General features: G+C 71.7%; 17 protein-coding genes. 13 read left to right on the top strand and 4 right to left on the bottom strand.

Features of this window, described 5'->3' with window-relative positions:
* Positions 1–156 precede the first annotated feature (156 nt).
* Together AC4BDD_RS17600 and AC4BDD_RS17605 are read left to right on the top strand one after the other, a co-directional pair.
* A complete protein-coding gene (locus AC4BDD_RS17600) occupies positions 157–1560 on the top strand; it encodes an amidase (RefSeq protein WP_490691815.1) in 1404 nt (467 codons plus the stop codon).
* A 139-nt stretch (positions 1561–1699) separates the two neighbouring features.
* The gene (locus tag AC4BDD_RS17605) at positions 1700–2407 is read left to right on the top strand and encodes a TRADD-N-associated membrane domain-containing protein (RefSeq protein ID WP_490686400.1); all 708 of its coding nucleotides are present in this window, start codon (positions 1700–1702) and stop codon (positions 2405–2407) included.
* A gap of 106 nt (positions 2408–2513) precedes the next feature.
* On the opposite strand, the gene AC4BDD_RS17610 is transcribed toward AC4BDD_RS17605, so the two are convergent.
* Genes AC4BDD_RS17610 through AC4BDD_RS17620 form a run of 3 tightly spaced genes read right to left on the bottom strand, consistent with a single transcriptional unit; the run spans position 2514 to position 6078 of the window.
* Positions 2514–3695 (bottom strand): acyltransferase family protein, encoded by a 1182-nt coding sequence (locus AC4BDD_RS17610; protein ID WP_490686401.1) that lies wholly within the window; start codon positions 3693–3695, stop codon positions 2514–2516.
* The gene (locus tag AC4BDD_RS17615) at positions 3692–5101 is read right to left on the bottom strand and encodes a polysialyltransferase family glycosyltransferase (RefSeq protein ID WP_490686402.1); all 1410 of its coding nucleotides are present in this window, start codon (positions 5099–5101) and stop codon (positions 3692–3694) included. The genes AC4BDD_RS17610 and AC4BDD_RS17615 overlap by 4 nt, the downstream gene beginning before the upstream one ends.
* Positions 5101–6078 carry a glycosyltransferase family 2 protein gene (locus AC4BDD_RS17620; protein ID WP_490686403.1) on the bottom strand — a complete coding sequence of 326 codons (978 nt, stop codon included), beginning with the start codon at positions 6076–6078 and terminating at the stop codon, positions 5101–5103. The genes AC4BDD_RS17615 and AC4BDD_RS17620 overlap by 1 nt, the downstream gene beginning before the upstream one ends.
* 187 nt (positions 6079–6265) lie before the next feature.
* On the opposite strand from AC4BDD_RS17620, the gene AC4BDD_RS17625 reads away from it, so the two are divergent.
* The 11 genes from AC4BDD_RS17625 to AC4BDD_RS17675 all read left to right on the top strand — a co-directional run bounded on the left by AC4BDD_RS17625 (position 6266) and on the right by AC4BDD_RS17675 (position 20316).
* Positions 6266–7702 (top strand): DUF6716 putative glycosyltransferase, encoded by a 1437-nt coding sequence (locus tag AC4BDD_RS17625; RefSeq protein ID WP_490686404.1) that lies wholly within the window; start codon positions 6266–6268, stop codon positions 7700–7702.
* Positions 7703–7824: 122 nt separating this feature from the next.
* A complete protein-coding gene (locus AC4BDD_RS17630) occupies positions 7825–9258 on the top strand; it encodes a cytidylyltransferase domain-containing protein (protein ID WP_490686405.1) in 1434 nt (477 codons plus the stop codon).
* Between the two features lie 151 nt (positions 9259–9409).
* The gene (locus AC4BDD_RS17635) at positions 9410–10336 is read left to right on the top strand and encodes an N-acetylneuraminate synthase family protein (protein WP_490686406.1); all 927 of its coding nucleotides are present in this window, start codon (positions 9410–9412) and stop codon (positions 10334–10336) included.
* A gap of 198 nt (positions 10337–10534) precedes the next feature.
* Positions 10535–11551 carry a polysialyltransferase family glycosyltransferase gene (locus tag AC4BDD_RS17640; protein ID WP_490691816.1) on the top strand — a complete coding sequence of 339 codons (1017 nt, stop codon included), beginning with the start codon at positions 10535–10537 and terminating at the stop codon, positions 11549–11551.
* A 322-nt stretch (positions 11552–11873) separates the two neighbouring features.
* Positions 11874–13106, top strand: coding sequence for an amidohydrolase (locus tag AC4BDD_RS17645; protein WP_490691817.1), 1233 nt, complete (start codon positions 11874–11876; stop codon positions 13104–13106).
* 133 nt (positions 13107–13239) lie between these two features.
* A complete protein-coding gene (locus AC4BDD_RS17650; RefSeq protein ID WP_490686407.1) occupies positions 13240–14265 on the top strand; it encodes a BMP family lipoprotein in 1026 nt (341 codons plus the stop codon).
* A gap of 201 nt (positions 14266–14466) precedes the next feature.
* The gene (locus AC4BDD_RS17655) at positions 14467–16086 is read left to right on the top strand and encodes an ABC transporter ATP-binding protein (RefSeq protein WP_490691818.1); all 1620 of its coding nucleotides are present in this window, start codon (positions 14467–14469) and stop codon (positions 16084–16086) included.
* A 47-nt stretch (positions 16087–16133) separates the two neighbouring features.
* Positions 16134–17243, top strand: a complete 1110-nt coding sequence (locus AC4BDD_RS17660; protein WP_490691819.1) for an ABC transporter permease — start codon at positions 16134–16136, stop codon at positions 17241–17243.
* Positions 17240–18532 carry an ABC transporter permease gene (locus AC4BDD_RS17665; RefSeq protein WP_490686408.1) on the top strand — a complete coding sequence of 431 codons (1293 nt, stop codon included), beginning with the start codon at positions 17240–17242 and terminating at the stop codon, positions 18530–18532. The genes AC4BDD_RS17660 and AC4BDD_RS17665 overlap by 4 nt, the downstream gene beginning before the upstream one ends.
* A 56-nt stretch (positions 18533–18588) precedes the next feature.
* Positions 18589–18933 carry a cytidine deaminase gene (locus AC4BDD_RS17670; RefSeq protein ID WP_490691820.1) on the top strand — a complete coding sequence of 115 codons (345 nt, stop codon included), beginning with the start codon at positions 18589–18591 and terminating at the stop codon, positions 18931–18933.
* 105 nt (positions 18934–19038) lie between these two features.
* On the top strand, positions 19039–20316 hold the full coding sequence (locus AC4BDD_RS17675) for a thymidine phosphorylase (RefSeq protein WP_490686409.1): 1278 nt from the start codon (positions 19039–19041) through the stop codon (positions 20314–20316).
* A 430-nt stretch (positions 20317–20746) separates the two neighbouring features.
* Here AC4BDD_RS17675 and AC4BDD_RS17680 read toward each other — a convergent pair whose 3' ends face one another.
* Positions 20747–21196 carry a hypothetical protein gene (locus AC4BDD_RS17680; RefSeq protein WP_490686410.1) on the bottom strand — a complete coding sequence of 150 codons (450 nt, stop codon included), beginning with the start codon at positions 21194–21196 and terminating at the stop codon, positions 20747–20749.
* Positions 21197–21204 lie beyond the last annotated feature (8 nt).

A 21204-nucleotide genomic window follows, 5' to 3' on the forward strand; every position in this document is an offset into this window, starting at 1 on the left:
TCCTGCACTGTGAAGGGCTGGGGTGGGTGCGGCGATCCGGTGGGAGTCGGCCGATCAAGTCCTGTCAAAGTAAGGGGAGTTGCGGGATGGTGACCCCAGTGGTTCCGGGGCCCCGCGCCCGGCGAGGAGGCAGAGGTGACCGAGGTGCTCGGCGTCATGACGGAGGGGCTGGCCGCGGCGGCCCGCGCGCTGGCCGAGGGCGAGGTGTCCTCCCGCGCCCTGGTCGAGGAGTCGCTGCGGCGCATCACCCGCACCCAGCCCACGCTCAACGCCTTCCGCCGGATCCGCGCCGAGGCGGCGATGGCGGAGGCCGAGGCGGCGGACCGGCGGCTGGCCGCCGGGGAGCGGCTGCCGCTGCTGGGGGTGCCGGTCGCGGTCAAGGACGACACCGATGTGGCCGGGCTGCCGACCGCCTTCGGTTGCCCGGGCGACTTCCCGGCCAAGACCGAGGACGCCGAGGCGGTGCGGCGGCTGCGCGCCGCCGGGGCGGTGATCGTCGGCAAGACCAACACCCCCGAGCTGGGCCAGTGGCCGTTCACCGAGGGCCCGGCCTTCGGCCGGACCCGCAATCCATGGCGGCTGGACCACACCCCGGGCGGCTCCTCCGGTGGCTCCGCCGCTGCCGTCGCCGCCGGACTGGTGCCCGCCGCGCTCGGCTCGGACGGCGCGGGTTCGATCCGCATCCCCGCCGCCTGGACCCATCTGGTCGGCATCAAACCGCAGCGCGGCCGGATCTCCACCTGGCCGGAGGCCGAGGCGTTCCACGGAGTCACCTGCCACGGCACCCTGGCCCGTACGGTCGGCGACGCCGCGCTGCTGCTGCACGTGGCCTCCGGCAGCCATGACGCGGACCGGCACCGGCCGCCCGCGGTCGACGTCCGCTCCGCGGTCGGCCGCGACCCCGGACGGCTGCGCGTCGCACTCTCCTTCAAGGCGGCCTTCACCGGACTCCCGCTGCGGCTCGACGCGGAAGTGCGCGCCGCCGTGGTTCGCCTCGCGGAGCGGCTGGCCGCGCTCGGCCACGAGGTCTTTGAGGCCGATCCGCGCTACGGCCTCATCGGCCCGGCCTTCCTGCCGCGCGCCATGGCGGGGGTGAGGGATTGGGCCGGCCGCGTGCCCGACGCGGCGCTGCTGGACCCGCGTACCCGGTCCACCTCCCGCGGCGGACGGCTGATGGGAGGCAGGCTGCTGCGGGCGGCCCGGGCCGCCGAACTCCCGCTGCACCGCAGGGTGGGCGCGATCTTCCGGCAGGCCGATGTGGTGCTGACCCCCACCACGGCGGCCCCGGCGCCCCGGATCGGGACCATGGCCGAGCTGCCCGGCTGGGCCACCGACCGGGCCATGATCCAGGCCTGCCCGTACGCCTGGCCGTGGAATCTGCTCGGCTGGCCCGCGGTCAACGTCCCCGCCGGGCTGACCCGCGCCCGGCTCCCGGTCGGCGCCCAGCTGCTCGGCCCGGCCGGAAGCGAGCCGCTGCTGATCTCGCTCGCCGCCCAACTCGAAGCCGACCAGCGCTGGTACGAGCAGCGCCCGCCGCTCCCGCCGCCCGCCGCGGGATGAAGGGCCGCACAGACCCGGCCGTACGGACCCGCAGGTCGATCCGGCAGCTAACTCGGGCGGGGCGGCCTGGGATTCACGGGAGCAGGGTTTACGCTGGGTGTCCAGCCCCTACAGTGAGTCACCAGGATCGGGGGTCACGATGTCAGTGGAGCAGCCCTTCGACCAAGTCCAGCCCTTCGACCACATCCAGCCGTGCGACGCGCGATATCCGTGCGAACCGGCCCGTGGTTGCGAACCCGGAGCGCGACCCCAGCAGCAGGTGGTGATCAGCGGCAGCTCCGTGGTGAACGTGCTCGGCAGTGCCCACGTCCCCGCCCCGGCGCCCGACACCACCGGCCCGGCCGCCGCGACGCCTGCCGCGCCCGACCTGACCACCCGCCGTCAGGAGTTCTTCTTCAGCTTCCTCGGGCAGGCGCTCAGACAGGCGGCGACCACCTTCCGGCTCAGCGCGGTCTTCATGTCCGCGGGCGCGGTCATGGTGCTCCTCGGCGCCGGCCTCGCCCTCGCCAACGCCGGTGATCCGGAGGCGAGTTACCTGCCCGCGCTGACCAGCCTGAGCGGTGCGCTGATCACCACCTGTGGCGGTGCCTTCGCGCTGCACTCGAACCGGGCGCGCCGCCATCTGACCGCCCAGGCCGAGCGGGTGCACGAGAGCATGCAGGCGGATCTCACCCTGGACCAGACGCTGTGCCTGATCGACCGGGTCGAGGACCAGGTGCTCAGGGACCGGCTCAAGTCGGTGACCGCGATGCGGGTACTGGGCCTCGGCCCGGATCCCGACATGGTGACCAACCGCCTGCTGCCCACCCCCGAGGACCCCGGCCCGCCCCTGCCCACCCCGCCCTGACCCCTGCCCCCTGGCGCCGGGCCGGACCGGGCCGTGGGCCCCGTAACGCCTGACCGGGCCGCTCGCCCCGTCTGAAAGGGGGCGAGCGGCCCGGTCCCGGGTCCGGTCAGGCGCGCGGCGGCGTCAGGGATCGTTTCAGCACCGGCGTCAGCCGCTGCTCCACCAGCCGGTAGAGCAGATACGCCAGCAGCAGCATCGCCACGATGGTCAGCGGGAAGGTGGCGTACGACGGCAGCCCCAGCTCGCGGTGGAGATACTCCACGGTGACCCAGCCCAGGTGCTCGTGGACCAGGTAGAACGGGTAGGTCAGGGCACCGGCGACGGTCAGCCAGCGCCAGTTCGCCCACCCCAGCTTGCCGCAGGCCACCAGCGCCACGGCCAGGTAGCCGAAGGCGACGACGGCGATGATGCCCAGCTGGGAGCGGTTGGAGAAGTAGTCGGGGTTCGGCGGGTGCCAGAGCCCGGCGACCGCGTAATGCTGGCCGAGCAGGAAGCTGAGCGCGACGATTCCCCAGGCCAGCGCATCATGGCCGAAGCGGTGGATCAGATAGAGCCCGATGCCGCCGACGAAGTACGGGGCGTACTCCGGCATCAGCAGGACCTTGAGGAACTCCTGGCCGGAGGCGTCCGCGAGGGCCGCCGTCAGTGTCCACACCGCGCAGAAGAGCACCACCCGGTGGCGGCCGGCGCCGGGCAGCACGACGAAGACGGCGAACAGGGCGTAGAAGCGGAGTTCGGCCCACAGGGTCCAGCACACGCCCAGCACCCGGTCGGCGCCGATCGGCTGCTGGAGCATGGTGAGATTCACCAGGGTGTCGCTCGCCGAGACGGACTTGTACGCGACCCAGGGGAGGGCGAAGACCAGGGTGACGATGATGATCGCGGCCCAGTAGGCGGGGAAGAGCCGGGCGACCCGGGAGGCGAAGAAGCTGCGCAGTGGCCGCCCCCACCCGCTCATGCAGATCACGAAGCCACTGATGACGAAGAAGATCTGGACGCCCAGGCACCCGTACGCGAAGTAGCCGGAGAGGCTGGGGAACTGCTCGCGGGGCGAGCTGCCCCACGCATGGCTTATCTCACCGTCCCGGCCGCCGAAGTGGTACGCGGCGACCATCAGCGCGGCGAGCAGGCGCAGCCCGTCCAGCGCTCGGAGTCTGGCCGGGGGCGCGTCCTTCTTCTCGCGCGCCCCCGGGGCTATCTTCGGCTTCCCGTCGCTTCCGGCCTCCTGGCCGGCCGCTGCCGGTCCGGAGGCCGTGGGCGAGGCCGGGAGGGTGCCCGGGGCTGTCATCCGAAAGCGGTCCTCTTCTTGATCTTGCGCTGGACGGCGCGGGCCCGGCGTGCCACCCGGCGGACCGTCTCGTTGCGCGGGATGAAGGAAAGCTGCGAGGGCATCGCGCCCGGCAGGCCGAGCGCGGTCAGGCGGCGCCGCTTGAAGTACCGCCAGGTGTGCTCGTCCAGGTGCCGGACGAGATAGCGCTCCGCCGCGGGCCGCAGCCGCGGGTAGATCTGGGCCTGCATGCAGAAGCCGACCGCGGCGACCAGCCCGGTCAGGTCCTGCTTCACGGCGGCCCGCTCGCCGTCGGCGGGCGTCCAGCCGGTGACCGCCCGGCGGTCCTCCAGGTCGGGCAGCAGGGCGTCGACGATGGTCACCGGCACGCGGTTGCTGTTCTGGTAAGGGCTGAGCCGCTCCAGCAGCAGTTCGGTGCCGATCCGGGCCGCCGGCAGCCCGTAGAAGGCGGTGGCGGTGAGCAGCGCGGTGGAGAAGCAGCCGACCACCAGGGCCGGGCGCATCCGCTGGTAGAGCACCTCGGCGAGGACCGGCGAGTCCAGCACGGTCAGCGCCGCGCCCAGCTCCCCGGCCTCCTTCTCCAGCATCCGCGACCAGCGGGCCGGGGCGGTGGGATGCGGCTTGAAGACGATGTTGCGGTGGCCCAGCGCGTAGGCGCCGCGCACCATGCGGACGTGCAGCTGCTCCTCTTCCTCGGGGGTGAGGATGTTCAGCGCGGAGAGGTACTGGCCCAGCAGCAGGGCGGGACGCTCGGCCGAGGCGCCGAGTGCCTCCAGCTCCGGGTCGGGATCCGGGGCGGCGTGCGCGAGGTCGGCGAGCACCTTGGTGAAGACGTCGGTGGGGATGATCTCCGGCTCCACCCCGAACTCGGTGAGCAGCAGCGGCTTGAGGCCGGGCACCAGGTCGAGGTGGAGCAGCCGGCGGACGCGGGTGCCGACCAGCGGGTCGAGCTTGTTGCGGGTGGGGCCGTAGCTCATCAGCCCGTCGGCGTACACCTCCAGCGGCGCGTCCGGGAAGAGCCGGGCCAGCGCCAGGGCCGGGTCGACCTGGATGGACTCCACGACGAGCTCCACGTGGTCCTCGCCCAGGCCCCACAGCAGCCGCAGGTGCCGCTCCCACAGCGGGACGTCGTCGCCGCGCGGGGACCAGCCGCCGGGGTGGAAGGGGTAGATCGTCTCGTTCCAGGACAGCAGGCCGTCGAAGCGGTCGCGCAGCAGGTCGAAGCCGGCCATCTCGTCCAGGCCCGGGGTGGTCTCCGGGGTCGCGGCGTTGTTGCTGATCAGCAGCAGCCGGCGGTCGGCGGCGGGGAAGCGGTCGGCGTCCAGCGCGGCGGCCAGGGTGGCCGCCCCGTAGAGCGTGGAGGCCATGAAGATCTGGGTGCGCTTGCGCGCGGTGCGGGCGTGCATCAGGCCGCCACCTCTCCGGCCACGGGCCGGCGGCGGACCCGCCGAAGCCGTGCGGCACGCTCGTAATCCATCGAATCCAGCGCCTCATCGAGGACGTGCTGCGGCATGCGCTTCATCGCCGCCGCGCTCATGGTGCGCAGCTTTCGAGCCACCGCCGGCTCGAATCTTTCGATATTGCCCAGGTGATGCGAAATGATGGCGCAATATGTTCGGACGGCTTTTGGAAGTAGTTTTTCCGCGTCCCGGTCGCGCGCCGTTTCCTCGATAACCTGATCGAATGCGCGAATGAAGTCGAGCTGCCGCACATCGCCGATCTGGGTGAGCGAGGTGGCCACGCCACGCCGGTAGAAAACCCCGAGCAGACCGACCACCGCGAAAGTCTCCGCCTCGCGGTGCAGCCGCCAGATCCACGGGCGGTCCTCGGCGGTGCGCAGACCGTGCGTGAAATGCAGCAGCCCCTGGTCGGCCAGCCGCCGGTGGTAGATGCCGGCCCAGGCGTAGGCGTAGTCCACCGAGGTGGACCGGTCCGCGGGCAGTATCACCTCACGCGGGTTCAGCGCCACGCCGCGGCGGCCGACCGGCACCCGGTGGATGGAGCGGGACCGGGCGGTGCACTGGACGTGGTCGGTGCGCAGGAAGTCGACGCCCAACTCCTCGATGGCACCGAGCAGTTGCTCGTAGTAGCCCGGGGCGAGCCAGTCGTCCCCGTCGAGGAAGGCGATGTACTCGCCGCTCGCCGCGTCCAGCCCGGTGTTGCGGGCGGTGGCGAGCCCGCCGTTCTTCTCGTGCCGCACCAGGACGGCCCCTGGCAGCTCGCGCTCGGCGCGCTCCAGGATCTCCACGGTCCCGTCGGCCGAGCAGTCGTCGACGAGGATGAATTCGAAGTCGTCGCGCGCATTCGCGCGCAGACTTCGCAGGGTGTCAGGGGCATAGGTCTGCACGTTGTAGAACGGCACGATGACGGAGAGCTTAACCACTCGGGTGACGGTAGGTCGCCGTCTGGCATTCGTCTTGACCTACGGCGTACCTGAAGGTGAACGAAGAACGACCAAATGGTTAACCCGGTCCGCCGGCCTGCCGATTCGCCAACCGTCGACGTGCTGTTAACCGTTTGTTGCATCGGCGTTGGGCCGTGAATCGGAATCGCTTCCTACCGTCAGCGACGTGCCCAGTCGTACCAATCCCCCTCTGCGCGCCGCCGTGCTCGCCGATTCCGACACCCGGTGGAAGTGGGGCGCGCTCACCGCGCACCGCCTCGTCTCCGACCGGACGGAAAACCGGCCCGGCGGCCACCGGGACGTCGCGCTCCACGGCTACCTGCTGCGCGGCCGGGCGACCCCGACGGTCCGCCAGCTCGCCGAGGTGGGGGTCCGCGCCCAGCAGATGCGTGAGGTCACCGGGGTCGAGTTCGTCCGCACGGTGAACCGCGACGCCTACGACGTGATCGTGCTCTCCTGCGTCGGCGGCGCCGTCCAGGCCATCGTGCACGGACTCGCCAAGGCATGGGAGGGCGCCGAAGCCCGCCCGGTCGTCGTCACCGGCTACGTCGGCGTGGTCTACGAGAAGCTCGCCGACGGCCTGCTGCTGCGGCACGGCGCCGACATCGTGCTCGCCAACTCCCGCCACGACGCGGACCGCTTCCGCGAGGTCTACCGGGGCGTCGGCGCGGACGCGGACAGCGTCGTCGAGTGCGCCCTGCCCTTCCTCGGCGGCGCCCCCTACGACCCGAAGGCACGCCGCACCCGCGACTACCCGGGCGGCACCGTGGTCTTCGCCGTCCAGCCCTCCGTGCCCGACAACCGCGCCGACCGCGCCTACCTGCTGCGCCGCGCCGTCGAGCACGCCCGCAAGAACCCCCACCGCGAGGTGCTGGTCAAGCTGCGCAGCAAGCCCGGTGAGCACACCACGCACATCGAGGAGCTGCCGTACCAGAAGCTGGTGGCCAGGCTCGACGGCGGCACCCCGGCCAACTTCCGGCTCGCCTACGGGAACATGGGCGAGGTCCTGGACACCACGGACCTGCTGGTCACCGTCAGCTCGACCGCCGCCATGGAGTCCCTGCACCGCGGCATCCCCACCGCCGTCCTCACCGACCTGGGCATCCGCGAGACGCTCGGCAACCACCACTTCCTCGGCTCCGGCTGCCTCGCCTCCTGGGACGAGATCGACGCCGGCTACCTGCCCGAGCCCGACCCGGCCTGGGTCGCCCGGCAGGGAGTGGGCGCGCCTCCGGCCGCCCCCGGCGCCTCGCCCGCGCCGGCCTCGGAGCAGGCGGGGCCAAAGACCACGGCCGGCTGGTACGCCACCGCTTTCGACGCCGCCCGCGACCGGGTCGCCGAGCTGGCCGGGGCCGGGCAACTCCCGCCGCTGTCCCCTTACTACACGCCCATCACCGCGCCCGGATACCTGCCCCGCGTCCTGGGCCGCTACGGCTTCCGGCCGGACGGCACCCCGATCCCGGGAGCCGGTGGCCAGGAGGCCGCCGAGGCCGCCGGGCTGCGGCGCGTCGTCCGCAACACCGTGCGGGAAGCGGCCCGCGGCGCCTACCGGCACGGCGTCCAGCGCGTGGCGCCGGTGATCCGCCGGATGGGGGAGCTGTGAGCGGCGCGGGTCAGGCCACCGGGCCGCAGGCGCAGGAAGGCGGGAGCTCAGCGCCTCGCCGGCGGAGAAGCCGACCAGCAGGAGCTGTGACCGCGATCGACCACGGCATCGAAGGAGCCGCAATGCCCCCCACCCCCGAGCGGCGTGTCGTCGCCGTGATCCCCGCCCGCGGCGGATCCAAGGGCGTACCCGCCAAGAACCTCGCCGCCGTGGGAGGTGTCCCGCTCGTCGCCCGCGCCGTCCGCGAATGCCTGGCCGGCCGCCTGGTCACGGACGTGCTGGTCTCCACCGACGACGCCGGGATCGCCGCCGCCGCGCGCGGCGCCGGCGCCGAGGTGATCCAGCGGCCCACCGACATCGCGGGCGACACCGCCACCAGCGAGGCCGCCGTGCTGCACGCGCTGGACGTCTTCGAGGCCCGGCACGGCACGACCGCCGAGGTGGTGCTGCTCGTCCAGTGCACCAGCCCGTTCATCGTCCGCGAGGACGTGGACGGCGTGGTCGCGGCGATCGTCGAGGACGGCGCGGACAGCGCGCTGACCGTGGCGCCCTTCCACGGCTTCGTCTGGCGCGACGGCGCCGACGACAGCGACTTCGCGGACGCCTCCGCGGCGGGCGGAGCGCGCGGCACGGACGGGGTGGCGGCCCGCGTCCCGGCAGCGGCCGCGCCGGCCACGGCCCCGGCAGCGACGGCCGCCGCGCCGGCCACGGCCCCGGCCGCCCCGGCCCAGGGCCAGAGCGGCACGGGCCACCCGGCGGGGGCACCCGCCGAAGGCGGCCGCGGCACCGGGCAGCCCGCCCCGGCCCCCGCCGCCGAAGGCGGCTCCCGCGGCTACGGCGTCAACCACGACAAGGCCTTCCGGCCCCGCCGCCAGGACCGCCCGCAGGACCTGCTGGAGACCGGCGCCGCCTACGCCATGCGGGTGCCCGGCTTCCGCGCCGAGCGCCACCGGTTCTTCGGCCGCACCGCGCTGGTCCGCACCGACGCCGCGCGGGTCCTGGAGATCGACGATCCGCACGACCTCGCCCGCGCCCGCGCCCTGGCCCCGCTGCTGGACGCCCCGCGCCCCGGCGCCCTCCCCACCCGCGACGACGTCGACGCGGTGGTCATCGACTTCGACGGCACCCAGACCGACGACAGGGTGCTGATCGACTCCGACGGACGCGAGCTCGTCGCCGTACACCGCGGTGACGGCCTCGGGATCGCCGCGCTGCGCCGCTCCGGCCTCGCGCTGCTGATCCTGTCCACGGAGCAGAACCCGGTCGTCGCCGCCCGCGCACGGAAGCTGAAGATCCCCGTGCTGCACGGCATCGACCGCAAGGATCTCGCACTCAAGCAGTGGTGCGAGGAGCAGGGCATCGCCCCCGAGCGCGTGCTCTATGTCGGAAACGACGTCAACGACTTGTCGTGCTTCGACCTGGTCGGTTGGCCGGTGGCGGTGGCCTCCGCGCACGACGTCGTGCGCGGCGCCGCCCGAGCGGTGACCTCCACACCCGGAGGACACGGAGCGATCCGCGAGGTCGCCGGCTGGCTCCTCGGAAAGGAGCTCTCCTGACCCGACGTCCCACGGCGGCCCACCGGACACCCCCCGGGCGCCCTCACCGCCGCCCCCGCACCTGACGGCGCGACCCACCGCGCCACAAGCCCGATCGACGCTGTTCCGCCCCCGGCCGGCCCCACGGCCGGGACCACCCGAAAGGTTTCACGTGAGCTCCAACATCCGCCTCCGCACCCTCGGCGACAAGATCGCCGGCCCCGGCCACCCGGTCTACGTCACCGGTGAGATCGGCATCAACCACAACGGCGACCTGGAGAACGCGTTCAAGCTGATCGACGCGGCGGCCGACGCCGGCTGCGACGCGGTCAAGTTCCAGAAGCGCACCCCGGAGATCTGCACCCCCCGCGACCAGTGGGACATCGAGCGCGACACCCCGTGGGGCCGGATGACCTACATCGACTACCGCCACCGGGTGGAGTTCGGCGAGGACGAGTACCGCGCCATCGACGAGCACTGCAAGAAGCGCGGCATCGCCTGGTTCGCCTCCCCGTGGGACACCGAGGCCGTCGCCTTCCTGGAGAAGTTCGACCTCCCGGCCCACAAGGTGGCCTCCGCCTCGCTCACCGACGACGAGCTGCTGCGCGCCCTGCGCGCCACCGGCCGCACCATCATCCTGTCGACCGGCATGTCCACCCCCAAGCAGATCCGCCACGCCGTGGAGGTGCTCGGCAGCGAGAACATCCTGCTCTGCCACGCCACCTCGACCTACCCGGCCAAGGCCGAGGAGCTCAACCTGCGGGTGATCAACACCCTCCAGGCCGAGTACCCGAACGTCCCGATCGGCTACTCCGGCCACGAGACCGGCCTGCAGACCACGCTGGCCGCCGTCGCCCTCGGCGCCGTCTTCGTCGAGCGCCACATCACCCTGGACCGCGCCATGTGGGGCTCGGACCAGGCCGCCTCCGTCGAGCCGCAGGGCCTGGAGCGCCTGGTGCGCGACATCCGCGTGATCGAGGCGTCGCTCGGCGACGGCGTCAAGAAGGTCTACGACAGCGAGCTCGGCCCGATGAAGAAGCTGCGCCGCGTCGCGGGCGTCGTCGCCGAGGCGGGCGACCGCGAGCCGGTCGCCGTCTGAGTAACCGATCCGAGACCCGATCCGAGACCCGATCCGGACAGGACTGACAGGTCACTGGTGGACACCACACCGGCCGGGCCGCCCGACGGCCCGCCCTCCCCGGAGGCGGCGCGTGACCACACGCACCGCCTCCGGGCCACGCCCCGGGAGACCGGGAGAACGGCCGGCACCCTCGCCTTCGTCGAGAGCCCGGTCCAACTGCTCAACGTCCTGGAGTGGGCCTACGCCGACGCCTCCCGGACCACCGGCGCGAGCGATCACGCCGGCCTCACCGTGATCGTGCTCTCCCCGCACGACCCGATGACCCGCGGCCAGCTCCGCCGTATGGCGGAGCTGGCCCGCGACGAAGGGGTGACCGTCCGCTGGGAGGAGGCCCGCGGCGGGGCCGGCGCCCCCCTGCGCACCATCGGCGGGCTCTCCGGCCTGCTGCGGCGCGCCGGGCGCATCGTCATCGGCGACCCCTTCTCCCGGTACGTGCAGCTGCTGCTGACCCTCACCCGGGCCCGGGACCTGGTCGTGGTCGACGACGGCACCGCCACCATGGAGTTCATCTCCCAGCTCAGCCGGGGCGAGCCCCTGGTCCGCTGGCACCGGCGCGGCACCGGCCGCGGGGCGCGGGACATCGTCTTCGCCCCGGTCTCCGCGTCCGCGCGCCGCAAGCTCACCCCGGACGGCCACCACCGGGTCGAGGTGTTCAGCTCGATGCCGGTGGAGCCGCCGAAGGACGTCACCGTCACCGCCAACGACTTCGCCTGGACCCGCGCCCGGTTCGGCCCGCCGCGCCTGACCCGGGGCACCGACCTGGTCGGCACCTCGCTGGTGGAGACCGGCGTGGTGGATCCGGCCCGTTATCTGGAGGCGGTCGCCTCCCTCGCCCGCACCCACGGCGCCACCCGCTACTTCGCCCACCGCAAGGAGAGCACCGAGAAGCTGCACCGGGTGAGCACCGAGATCGGCCTGGAGATCGTCCGGCCGGACCTGCCGCTGGAGGTGATCGCCCGGCGCGGCCCGATCGGCCACACCATCGTGAGCTTCCCCTCGACGGTGGTGCACACCCTGCCGCTGGCGCTGACCGGCACCGGTGTCCAGGTGGCCGTGTGCGACGTGGACCCGGCGTGGCTGACCAGCGGGGCATCGCCGCGCGCGCAGGGCTTCCTGTCCGGGGTCACCGGCAGCGCCCGGGACGTGCGGCGGCTGCGCTCCGCGCCGTCCTAGAGACGTCCGACGCGGTGGCCGACGGGGTGGCCGAGGGGGTCTGCGCGGCGAAGGTCCCGGCGGGCCGTACCCCGGACGCCGTCCGGCAGTTGGCGCCACCGCGGGGCGGAGCCGCCGTGGCGACCTGCCGTCCCACAGTGTGAGAAGACCGGAAATCGCCGCCCGATCACACCACTTGGCGAAGAAGGCGCAGGTATACCCCCTGACTAGGGAGATCATGCGCGACCCGGCCCGCTTTCCGTCCCCTATGGGGCTGAAATTCTCTTGATCCAGCCCCGTTGACCCCGTGGATCGGCATACGCTTCCTCAGGTGAACCACGTGATGTCCCCCGAGACCGGGCGTGAAGCCGACACCACCGCGGGAGCGGAACTCGCCGGCACCCTACCCGAGGGGCTGCGCGCCGAACTCATCGCCTTCCGCCGCGACTTGCACATGCACCCCGAGTTGGGGAACGCAGAATTCCGCACCACCGCGGCGATCAAGTCGAGACTGGAGCGGGCCGGCCTCAGCCCGCGGGTGCTTCCCTCCGGTACCGGTCTCCTCTGCGACATCGGCACCGACGATGGCGCGGTTCCGGAGGGCATCCTCGCGCTGCGCGCGGACATCGACGCGCTGCCCATCCCGGACGTCAAGACGGTGCCCTACCGCTCGACCGTCCCCAACCGCGCACACGCCTGCGGCCACGATGTGCACACCACCGTCGTGCTCGGCGCCGGACTCGTGCTGGCCGAGCTGCACCGCGCGGGCCGGCTGCCCCGTCCGGTGCGGCTGGTCTTCCAGCCCGCCGAGGAGGTGCTGCCCGGTGGGGCGGCGGACGTGGTGGCGGCCGGCGCGCTGGACGGAGTCGAGCGGATCCTCGCGGTGCACTGCGACCCCAGGGTCGATATGGGGCGGATCGGGCTGCGCACCGGGCCGATCACCTCCGCCTGCGACCGCCTGGAGATCGCGCTGCACGGCGCGGGTGGCCACACTGCCCGCCCGCACCTGACCACCGATCTCGTCACCGCCGCCGCGAAGGTCGCCACCGAGGTGCCCGCGCTGCTGTCCCGCCGGGTCGACACCCGCTCGGGTCTCGCCGTCACCTGGGGACGGCTGGAGACCGGCCACGCCCCCAATGTCATCCCGCAGCACGCCGAACTCTCCGGTACCGTGCGCTGCCTGGACCTGCCCGCCTGGCGGGACGCCCCCGACCTGGTGCACGCCGCGATCGACGAGATCGCCACGCTGCACGGCGCCAAGTCGGAGATCACCTACGTCCGGGGGGTCCCCCCGGTGGTCAACGAGGCATCTTCGGTCGGACTGCTCCGGCGGGCCATGGTGGCGCGGCGCGGCGCGGCGGGGGTGGAGGACACCGAGCAGAGCCTGGGCGGCGAGGACTTCTCGTGGTATCTCGAAAGGGTCCCCGGCGCGATGGCCCGGCTGGGCGTCCGGCGGCCCGGCGACACCGCCCGGCGTGACCTCCATTGCGGTGATTTCGACGTGGACGAGGGAGCGATCGAGGTCGGGGTGGAACTCTTCACCGCGACGGCTTTGCTTGATCGTCACGTTCTGTAGGCCGAGAGGCCCGGCAGGGTTCGCGACGATCCGATAACGGCTTCGAAGCGGCCCTTTATCTGACATCTACGCGCGTTACGATCGCGGCGAACCAGCGCCAACGGAGGCGCTTCAAGCTCTGAAGGGGACCCTCGTGCGCCGGGTATCCACGATCACCGTCGCGGGCATCGCCACCGCGACCCTTGCTCTTTCCCTCACCGCCTGTGGCAGCAGCTCCGAAGAGAGCGGCGGCGACAAGGGCGTCGGCCTCGCCTTCGACGTCGGCGGCCGCGGTGACCACTCGTTCAACGACTCCGCAGCCAAGGGCTTCGACAAGGCCAAGGAAGACTTCGGCATCGGGGGCAAGGACCTCGTCGCCAAGGACAGCGACACCGAGGCCGACCGCTACCAGAAGCTGGCCGACCTCGCCGAGGCCGGCTACAACCCGGTGATCGCCGTTGGTTACAAGTACAACGCCGCGGTGGCCAAGGCCTCGGCGAAGTTCAAGGACACCGACTTCGCGATCGTCGACTCGGTGGTCGAGGCCAAGAACGTCACCAACCTGGTCTTCACCGAGAACGAGAGCTCGTACCTGGCGGGCGTGGCGGCGGCCCTGAAGTCCAAGACCGACAAGGTCGGCTTCATCGGCGGCACCGACAGCCCGCTGATCAAGAAGTTCGCGGCCGGCTACCAGCAGGGTGTCAAGGACACCAAGCCGAAGGCCACCGTGGACATCCAGTACGTGGAGAAGGACGAGCGCGGCTTCGGCATGCCCGACCGCGGCAAGGACATCGCCGACGGCATGCTCGACAGCGGCGTCGACGTGATCTACTCGGCGGCCGGCGGCTCCGGTGTCGGCGCGATCGAGGCGACCGCCAAGAAGAAGGGCACCTGGTCCATCGGCGTCGACAGCGACCAGTACCAGGACCCGGCGCTCAAGGACTACAAGGCCACGATCCTGACCTCGGCCGTGAAGAACGTCGACATCGCGGTCTACGACTTCATCGAGAGCGTCGTCAAGACCAAGAAGCCGCTCAAGGGCACCCAGCAGTTCTCGCTCAAGGACGGCGGCGTGGGCCTGGCCACCTCCGGCGGCTTCCTCAAGGACATCCAGCCCAAGCTGGACGAGGCCAAGAAGAAGATCGTCGAGGGCAAGATCAAGGTGGCCGACTCGCTGTAAAGGCCGACGGACTGCCCTGTCCGAACGCCGACACATAGTGTCCGATGGACCTGGGGGGATGACACACCGTCCGCCCGGGTCCATCGTTTCGCTCACATCCGTAACACCAGGCCGGTACGCACGCGATGCGGCGCCGCTCAGCGCGGCACCGCGGTCCCCAAGCCCGTACACCGCCGCCCACATCCCCCTCAGGAGTGCGCCATCAAAGCCGCCAGCGCCCCCCAAGGCAAGCCACCCGCAGACGCCTCGTCCGGAATCGCCGTCGAACTGCACGGAATCACCAAGCGGTTCCCGGGAGTCGTCGCCAACCACGACATCGACATCACCGTGCGCCGCGGGACCGTGCATGCCCTCATGGGCGAGAACGGCGCGGGCAAGTCGACCCTGATGAAGATCCTCTACGGGATGCAGCGTCCCGACGAGGGCACCATCGCGATCGACGGCACCGAGGTGGAACTGCACTCCCCGGCCGACGCCATCGCGCGTGGTGTGGGCATGGTGCACCAGCACTTCATGCTGGCCGACAACCTCACCGTGCTGGAGAACGTCACCCTCGGCGCGGAGAAGCTCCACGGCATCGGCGCCAAGGCGCGCGCGAAGATCATGGAGATCTCCGACGCGTACGGCCTCGGCGTCCGTCCCGACGTCCTGGTCGAGGACCTCGGCGTCGCCGACCGCCAGCGCGTGGAGATCCTCAAGGTCCTCTACCGCGGTGCCCGCATCCTCATCCTCGACGAGCCGACCGCCGTGCTGGTCCCGCAGGAGGTCGACGCGCTCTTCGACAACCTCCGCGAGCTCAAGAGCGAGGGCCTGACCGTCATCTTCATCTCCCACAAGCTGGGCGAGGTGCTCTCGGTCGCCGACGACATCACCGTCATCCGGCGCGGCACCACCGTGGCCTCGGTCGTTCCCTCCGAGACCACCCCCAAGCAGCTCGCCGAGCTGATGGTCGGTGCCGAGCTGCCCTCGCCGGAGACCCGCGAGTCGACCGTCACCGACACCGCGATGCTCACCGTCGACGAGCTGCACCTGACCGCCCTGGACGTCGACGGCGTCGAGCGCGCCGTGCTCGACAAGATCAGCTTCACCATCCACAAGGGTGAGGTGCTCGGCATCGCCGGTGTCGAGGGCAACGGCCAGGCCGAGCTGGTCGAGGCCATCATGGGCATGCGCGACCCGGACTCGGGCGTCGTCACCCTGGACGGGACGGACATCAGCCACGCCTCCACCCGCAAGCGGCGCGAGGACGGCATCGGCTACATCCCCGAGGACCGCCACCGGCACGGCCTGCTGCTGGAGGCCCCGCTGTGGGAGAACCGCATCCTCGGCCACGTCACCGAGCGGCCCAACAGCAAGCGCGGCCTGCTCGACCCGGCCGCCGCCCGCCGCGACACCGAGCGCATCGTCCGCGACTACGACGTGCGCACCCCCGGTATCGAGGTCACCGCGGCCTCGCTCTCCGGCGGTAACCAGCAGAAGCTGATCTTCGGCCGCGAGATGAGCCACGAGCCCAAGCTGCTGATCGCCGCCCACCCCACCCGTGGTGTGGACGTCGGCGCCCAGTCGCAGATCTGGGACCAGATCCGCAAGGCCCGCCACGAGGGCCTGGCGGTGCTGCTGATCTCCGCCGACCTGGACGAGCTGATCGGCCTGTCCGACACCCTGCGCGTCATGTACCGCGGCCGCCTGGTCGCCGACGCCGACCCTGCCACGATCACCCCGGAGGAGCTCGGCTCGGCGATGACCGGCGCGGCCAGTGGCCACCTCGAGCACACCGAGGGGCCGGCCGAGCCCACCGAGGGGCCGGGAGAGGACCGATGAAGACAACTGCACAGGACCAGCAGGGCGGCCGGGGAGCCGGCTCGCTGCTGCGACGGATCGACAAGGAGCGGGTGATCCTGGCGGTCGCCGCTCCGGTGCTGGCGCTGGCCGCCGCCTTCCTGCTGACCGCACTGGTGCTGGCGGCGACCGGCAAGGAGCCGTTCAACGCGTTCAGCATCATGTTCGACTACGGCTTCAAGTCGGACAGCCAGGTCTACATCGTCAACAAGGCGACCCCCTACTACCTCGCCGGTCTCGCGGTGGCCATCGGCTTCCGCATGAACCTGTTCAACATCGGCATCGACGGCCAGTACCGGCTGGCGGCCTTCCTCGCCGCCGCCCTCGGCGGTGCCCTGAACGCGCCCGGCTTCGTGGCGATCCCGCTGATCATCCTGGTCGCCATGCTGGTCGGCGCGATGTGGGCGTCCATCGCCGGTCTGCTGAAGGTCTACCGCGGCGTCAGCGAGGTCATCAGCACCATCATGCTGAACTCGCTGGCCACCTCGCTGATCAGCTACCTGATCGTCGACGGGCGGCTGGGCACCCTGGACAAGAGCACCAACATCCTGTCCACCGACCCGCTGCCGGGCTCCAGCCACTTCTTCACCATCCCGGCGGGGGCCGGCCTGGACCCGGTCTACGGCTTCGTCGTCATCGCCGCGCTGGCCGGCGCCGGCTACTGGTTCCTGCTGGGCCGTACCCGCTTCGGCTTCGACCTGCGCGCGGTGGGCCGCTCCGAGTCCGCCGCCCAGGCCAGCGGCGTCAACGTCAAGCGCATGGTCATCACCAGCATGCTGCTGTCCGGCGCGATGGCCGGACTGGTCGGCATGCCGACCCTGCTCAACGAGACCTACATGTTCACGCCGGACTTCCCGACCACCCTCGGCTTCACCGGCATCGCCATCGCCCTGCTCGGCCGGAACAACCCGGTCGGCATCGCGCTCGCCGCGCTGCTGTGGGGCTTCCTGGAGCGAGGCGTCGCCCGGCTCGAGTTCGAGGGCTACGACAAGGAGATCCTCGGCGTCATGCAGGGCGTGATCGTGCTCTGCGTCGTCATCGCCTACGAGCTCGTGCGCCGTTACGGGCTCAAGCGGCAGCAGCAGCGGGTCGGCGCCGAGCTGGCCGCCCAGGCCAAGAAGCAGGAGGTGGCGGCATGAGCATCGATGCTGCCAAGAGCACGACCGCGCCCAAGGCGCACTCCAAGACCCCACCCCGGCGGCTGTCCTTCGCCAAGGCGCTGCTGCTGTTCGCCGGCGCGCTGGTCCTGCTGTCGGTGGTGACCGCGCTGGTCCAGGAGGACCAGAAGAACGCGTTCTACGCCATCACCTCCTCCGGTCAGGTGGCCGCCGCGCTGTCCATGGCGGTGCCGATCGGACTCGCGGGCCTGGGCGGCCTGTGGGCCGAGCGGGCCGGCGTGGTCAACATCGGCCTCGAGGGCATGATGATCCTGGGCACCTTCTTCGGCGCCTGGGCCGGCTACCAGACCAACCCCTGGGTGGGCGTGCTGGCGGGCGTGATCGGCGGCGCGGTCGGCGGCCTGGTGCACGCCGTCGCCACCGTCACCTTCGGTGTCGACCACATCATCTCCGGTGTGGCGATCAACATCCTGGCCCTGGGCGCCACCACCTACCTGGCCAAGCGCTGGTTCGCCCCCCTCACCGACCAGGGCGGCAGCCCCCGGCAGTCCCCGAAGGTCGACGACATCCCGGACTTCACCGTCCCGTGGCTCTCCGACAAGCTCATCGAGATCAAGAACCACCACTGGTTCTTCGTCTCCGACCTGGCGGGCGTGCTCGGCGGCCTGGTCACCGACATCTCGGCGCTGACGCTGCTGGCCATCGCCCTGGTGATCGGCACCTACTTCGTGCTGTGGAAGAGCCCCTTCGGCCTGCGACTGCGCTCCTGCGGTGAGAACCCGACCGCCGCCGAGTCCCTCGGCGTCAACGTGTACCTCTACAAGTACGCGGCCGTGGTCACCTCCGGCGCCCTGGCCGGCCTCGGCGGCGTCTTCCTCGCCATGGTCCGCTCGCACATCTACAACGAGGGCCAGACCGGCGGCCGCGGCTTCATCGGCCTCGCCGCCATGCTCTTCGGCAACTGGCGGCCCGGCGGGCTGGCCGCGGGCGCGGGCCTGTTCGGCTACTCCGACGCCCTCCAGCTGCGCAACGGCGGCCCCACGGTGCACGCCCTGATCCTGCTGATCGCCATCGGCCTCGCGCTCTTCGCGCTGTGGAGGGCGTACGGCAGGAAGTGGGTCGCGGCCGGGGCCAACGGCGCCGTCGCCGCCCTGCTGATCGTCTGGTACCTGTCCGTCGACACGGTGCCGACCCAGCTGGTCAGCGCCACGCCGTACATCGTGACCCTGCTGGTCATGGCCCTGGCGGCGCAGCACCTGCGCATGCCCAAGGCGGTCGGCCGGCCCTATCGCAAGGGTCAGGGCAAGTGACCGGCACGACCGACTCCTTCGACTGGGAATCGCTGCGCGCGCAGGCCCGGGACGCCATGTCCCGGGCCTACGCCCCCTACTCCGGCTTCCCGGTGGGCGCCGCGGCCCTGGTCGACGACGGCCGTACCGTCAGCGGCTGCAATGTGGAGAACGCCGCCTACGGGGTCGCGCTGTGCGCCGAGTGCGGACTGATCTCCGAACTCTTCGCCACCGGCGGCGGTCGTCTCACCGCCTTCACCTGCGTGGACCGGCATGGTGACGTCCTGATGCCGTGCGGCCGCTGCCGCCAGCTGCTGTGGGAGCACGGCGGCCCCGGCCTCCAGGTGGACACCGCCGCGGGCATCCGCCCGCTGGCCGAACTCCTGCCGGACGCGTTCGGCCCCCTGGACCTCGAACGCTAACGTCGGTCCCACGACCACCCCGTCCCACCGCGGGGGCGCGCGCCGTCGGACCCACTGGGGTCTACGCGCGTCGCCCCCGCGTCACCAGAAAGGCTGCCCGCACCCATGGACGCCATCTCCGTCATTCGCGCCAAGCGCGACGGCGGCCGCCTCACCGACGGCCAGATCGACTGGATCATCGACGCCTACACCCGTGGCGAGGTCGCGGACGAGCAGATGTCCGCCCTTGCGATGGCGATCTTCCTCAACGGCATGGACCGTGCCGAGATCGCCCGCTGGACCGCCGCGATGATCGCCAGCGGTGAGCGGATGGACTTCTCCTCGCTGCCCCGCCGCACCGCCGACAAGCACTCCACCGGCGGCGTCGGCGACAAGATCACCCTGCCGCTGGCCCCGCTGGTCGCCGCCTGCGGCGCCGCCGTGCCCCAGCTCTCCGGCCGGGGCCTGGGCCACACCGGCGGCACCCTGGACAAGCTGGAGTCCATCCCCGGCTGGCGCGCCCTGCTCTCCAACGAGGAGATGCTCCAGGTGCTGACCGACGTCGGCGCCGTCATCTGCGCAGCCGGCGACGGCCTGGCCCCGGCCGACAAGAAGCTCTACGCGCTGCGCGACGTCACCGGCACGGTGGAGTCCATCCCCCTCATCGCCTCCTCGATCATGTCCAAGAAGATCGCCGAGGGCACCGGCGCGCTGGTCCTGGACGTCAAGGTCGGCTCCGGCGCGTTCATGAAGGACATCGAGGCCGCCCGCGAACTGGCCTCCACCATGGTGGGCCTGGGCACCGACCACGGCGTCAAGACCGTCGCCCTGCTCACCGACATGTCCACCCCGCTCGGCCTCACCGCGGGCAACGCCCTCGAGGTCCGCGAGTCCGTCGAGGTGCTGGCCGGCGGCGGCCCCGCCGACGTGGTCGAGCTGACCATCGCCCTGGCCCGCGAGATGCTCGTCGCCGCCGGCCTGCCGGACGCCGACCCCGCCAAGGCCCTGGCCGACGGCTCCGCGATGGACCACTGGCGCCGCATGATCATCGCCCAGGGCGGTGACCCGGACGCCGAGCTGCCGGTCGCCCGCGAACAGCACGTGATCAACGCCCCCTCCTCCGGCGTCCTCACCGCCCTCGACGCCTACGCCGTCGGCGTCTCCGCCTGGCGCCTGGGCGCGGGCCGGGCCCGCAAGGAGGACCCGGTGCAGGCCGGCGCGGGCATCGAACTGCACGCCAAGCCGGGCGAGACGGTGACCGCGGGCCAGCCGCTGCTGACCCTGCACACCGACACCCCCGAGAAGTTCGACTACGCGATCGCCGCCCTCGACGGCGCCATCGCCATCGCCGCTCCCGGCACCGAGTTCACCCCGAACCCGATCGTCCTGGACCGCATCAGCTGACGCGGCGAGTTTTTTGCCGGCGTACCGCCGGAATGAGCCTGGGCCCCCGCCACGCTTCTTTGAACATGGCGGGGGCTTTCGGCTGTTCGGGGCCAGGCGGGACTAGGCGGCGCTGTGCGTGCCGAGCAGGAGGCCGAGCAGGAGCAGGACGGTGCCCGTCCCGATGCCCCACACGATGCCTAAGAGCCCGTCGAGGGTGACGCGCACGGCGCGCCGGTGACGCGGTCTTGACCTCCAGCCCGGGCTCGCTGCCGGCGGGCGGCGGCTCCGCCTCGTACCGGCCGCGCAGCCAGGCGACTGCCGGACCCGTATCCGTCCAGGTCAGCGTGGGGCGCGCATTCGCGTTCACGCTGCCCCCCGCCTATTGCCTACTGGCATAGATGATCACGGCGGTGAGGCGAGGGCCGATCGGATTCGATAGCGCGCTCCGTCATCGCCCAGGGTGGTGGTCGCTGACCCTTCCCGCGTTCGCGTGAGCGGGCTCGATCGAGGACAGGAAGTCCGTCAGGTCCCCTATGGTCAGACCGCAGTACGCTGCCCGGTGGGCCGCCATGAGCAGCAGATGCGCGACGGTCTGCTGATTGACTTCCTCGTTGATCCACTCCTGGGGCTTTTCGATCCCGGCGTCGACGAGCAGTACGCCGTGCCGCTCGGCCACCACGGCCACCACTTCCGCGATGGCGTGGAACGTGGACTTCGCCTCCCGGCTGCCGGTGATCCCGGGGCAGTGCCCCCACGTCTCGTAGGAGAAGGTGAAGCCGGCGGGCGGGCCGGCCTCCAGTGACGCGAAGTGTTCTTGGCGCTTCTGCGGCCAGTTCGCGTGAATCAGCGTTACATCGTGAGTGGATATGCACGGATGGTGACACGAGGGTCTGACCACGGGTCCGC

Source organism: Streptomyces sp. JLBT605 (assembly GCF_058215555.1).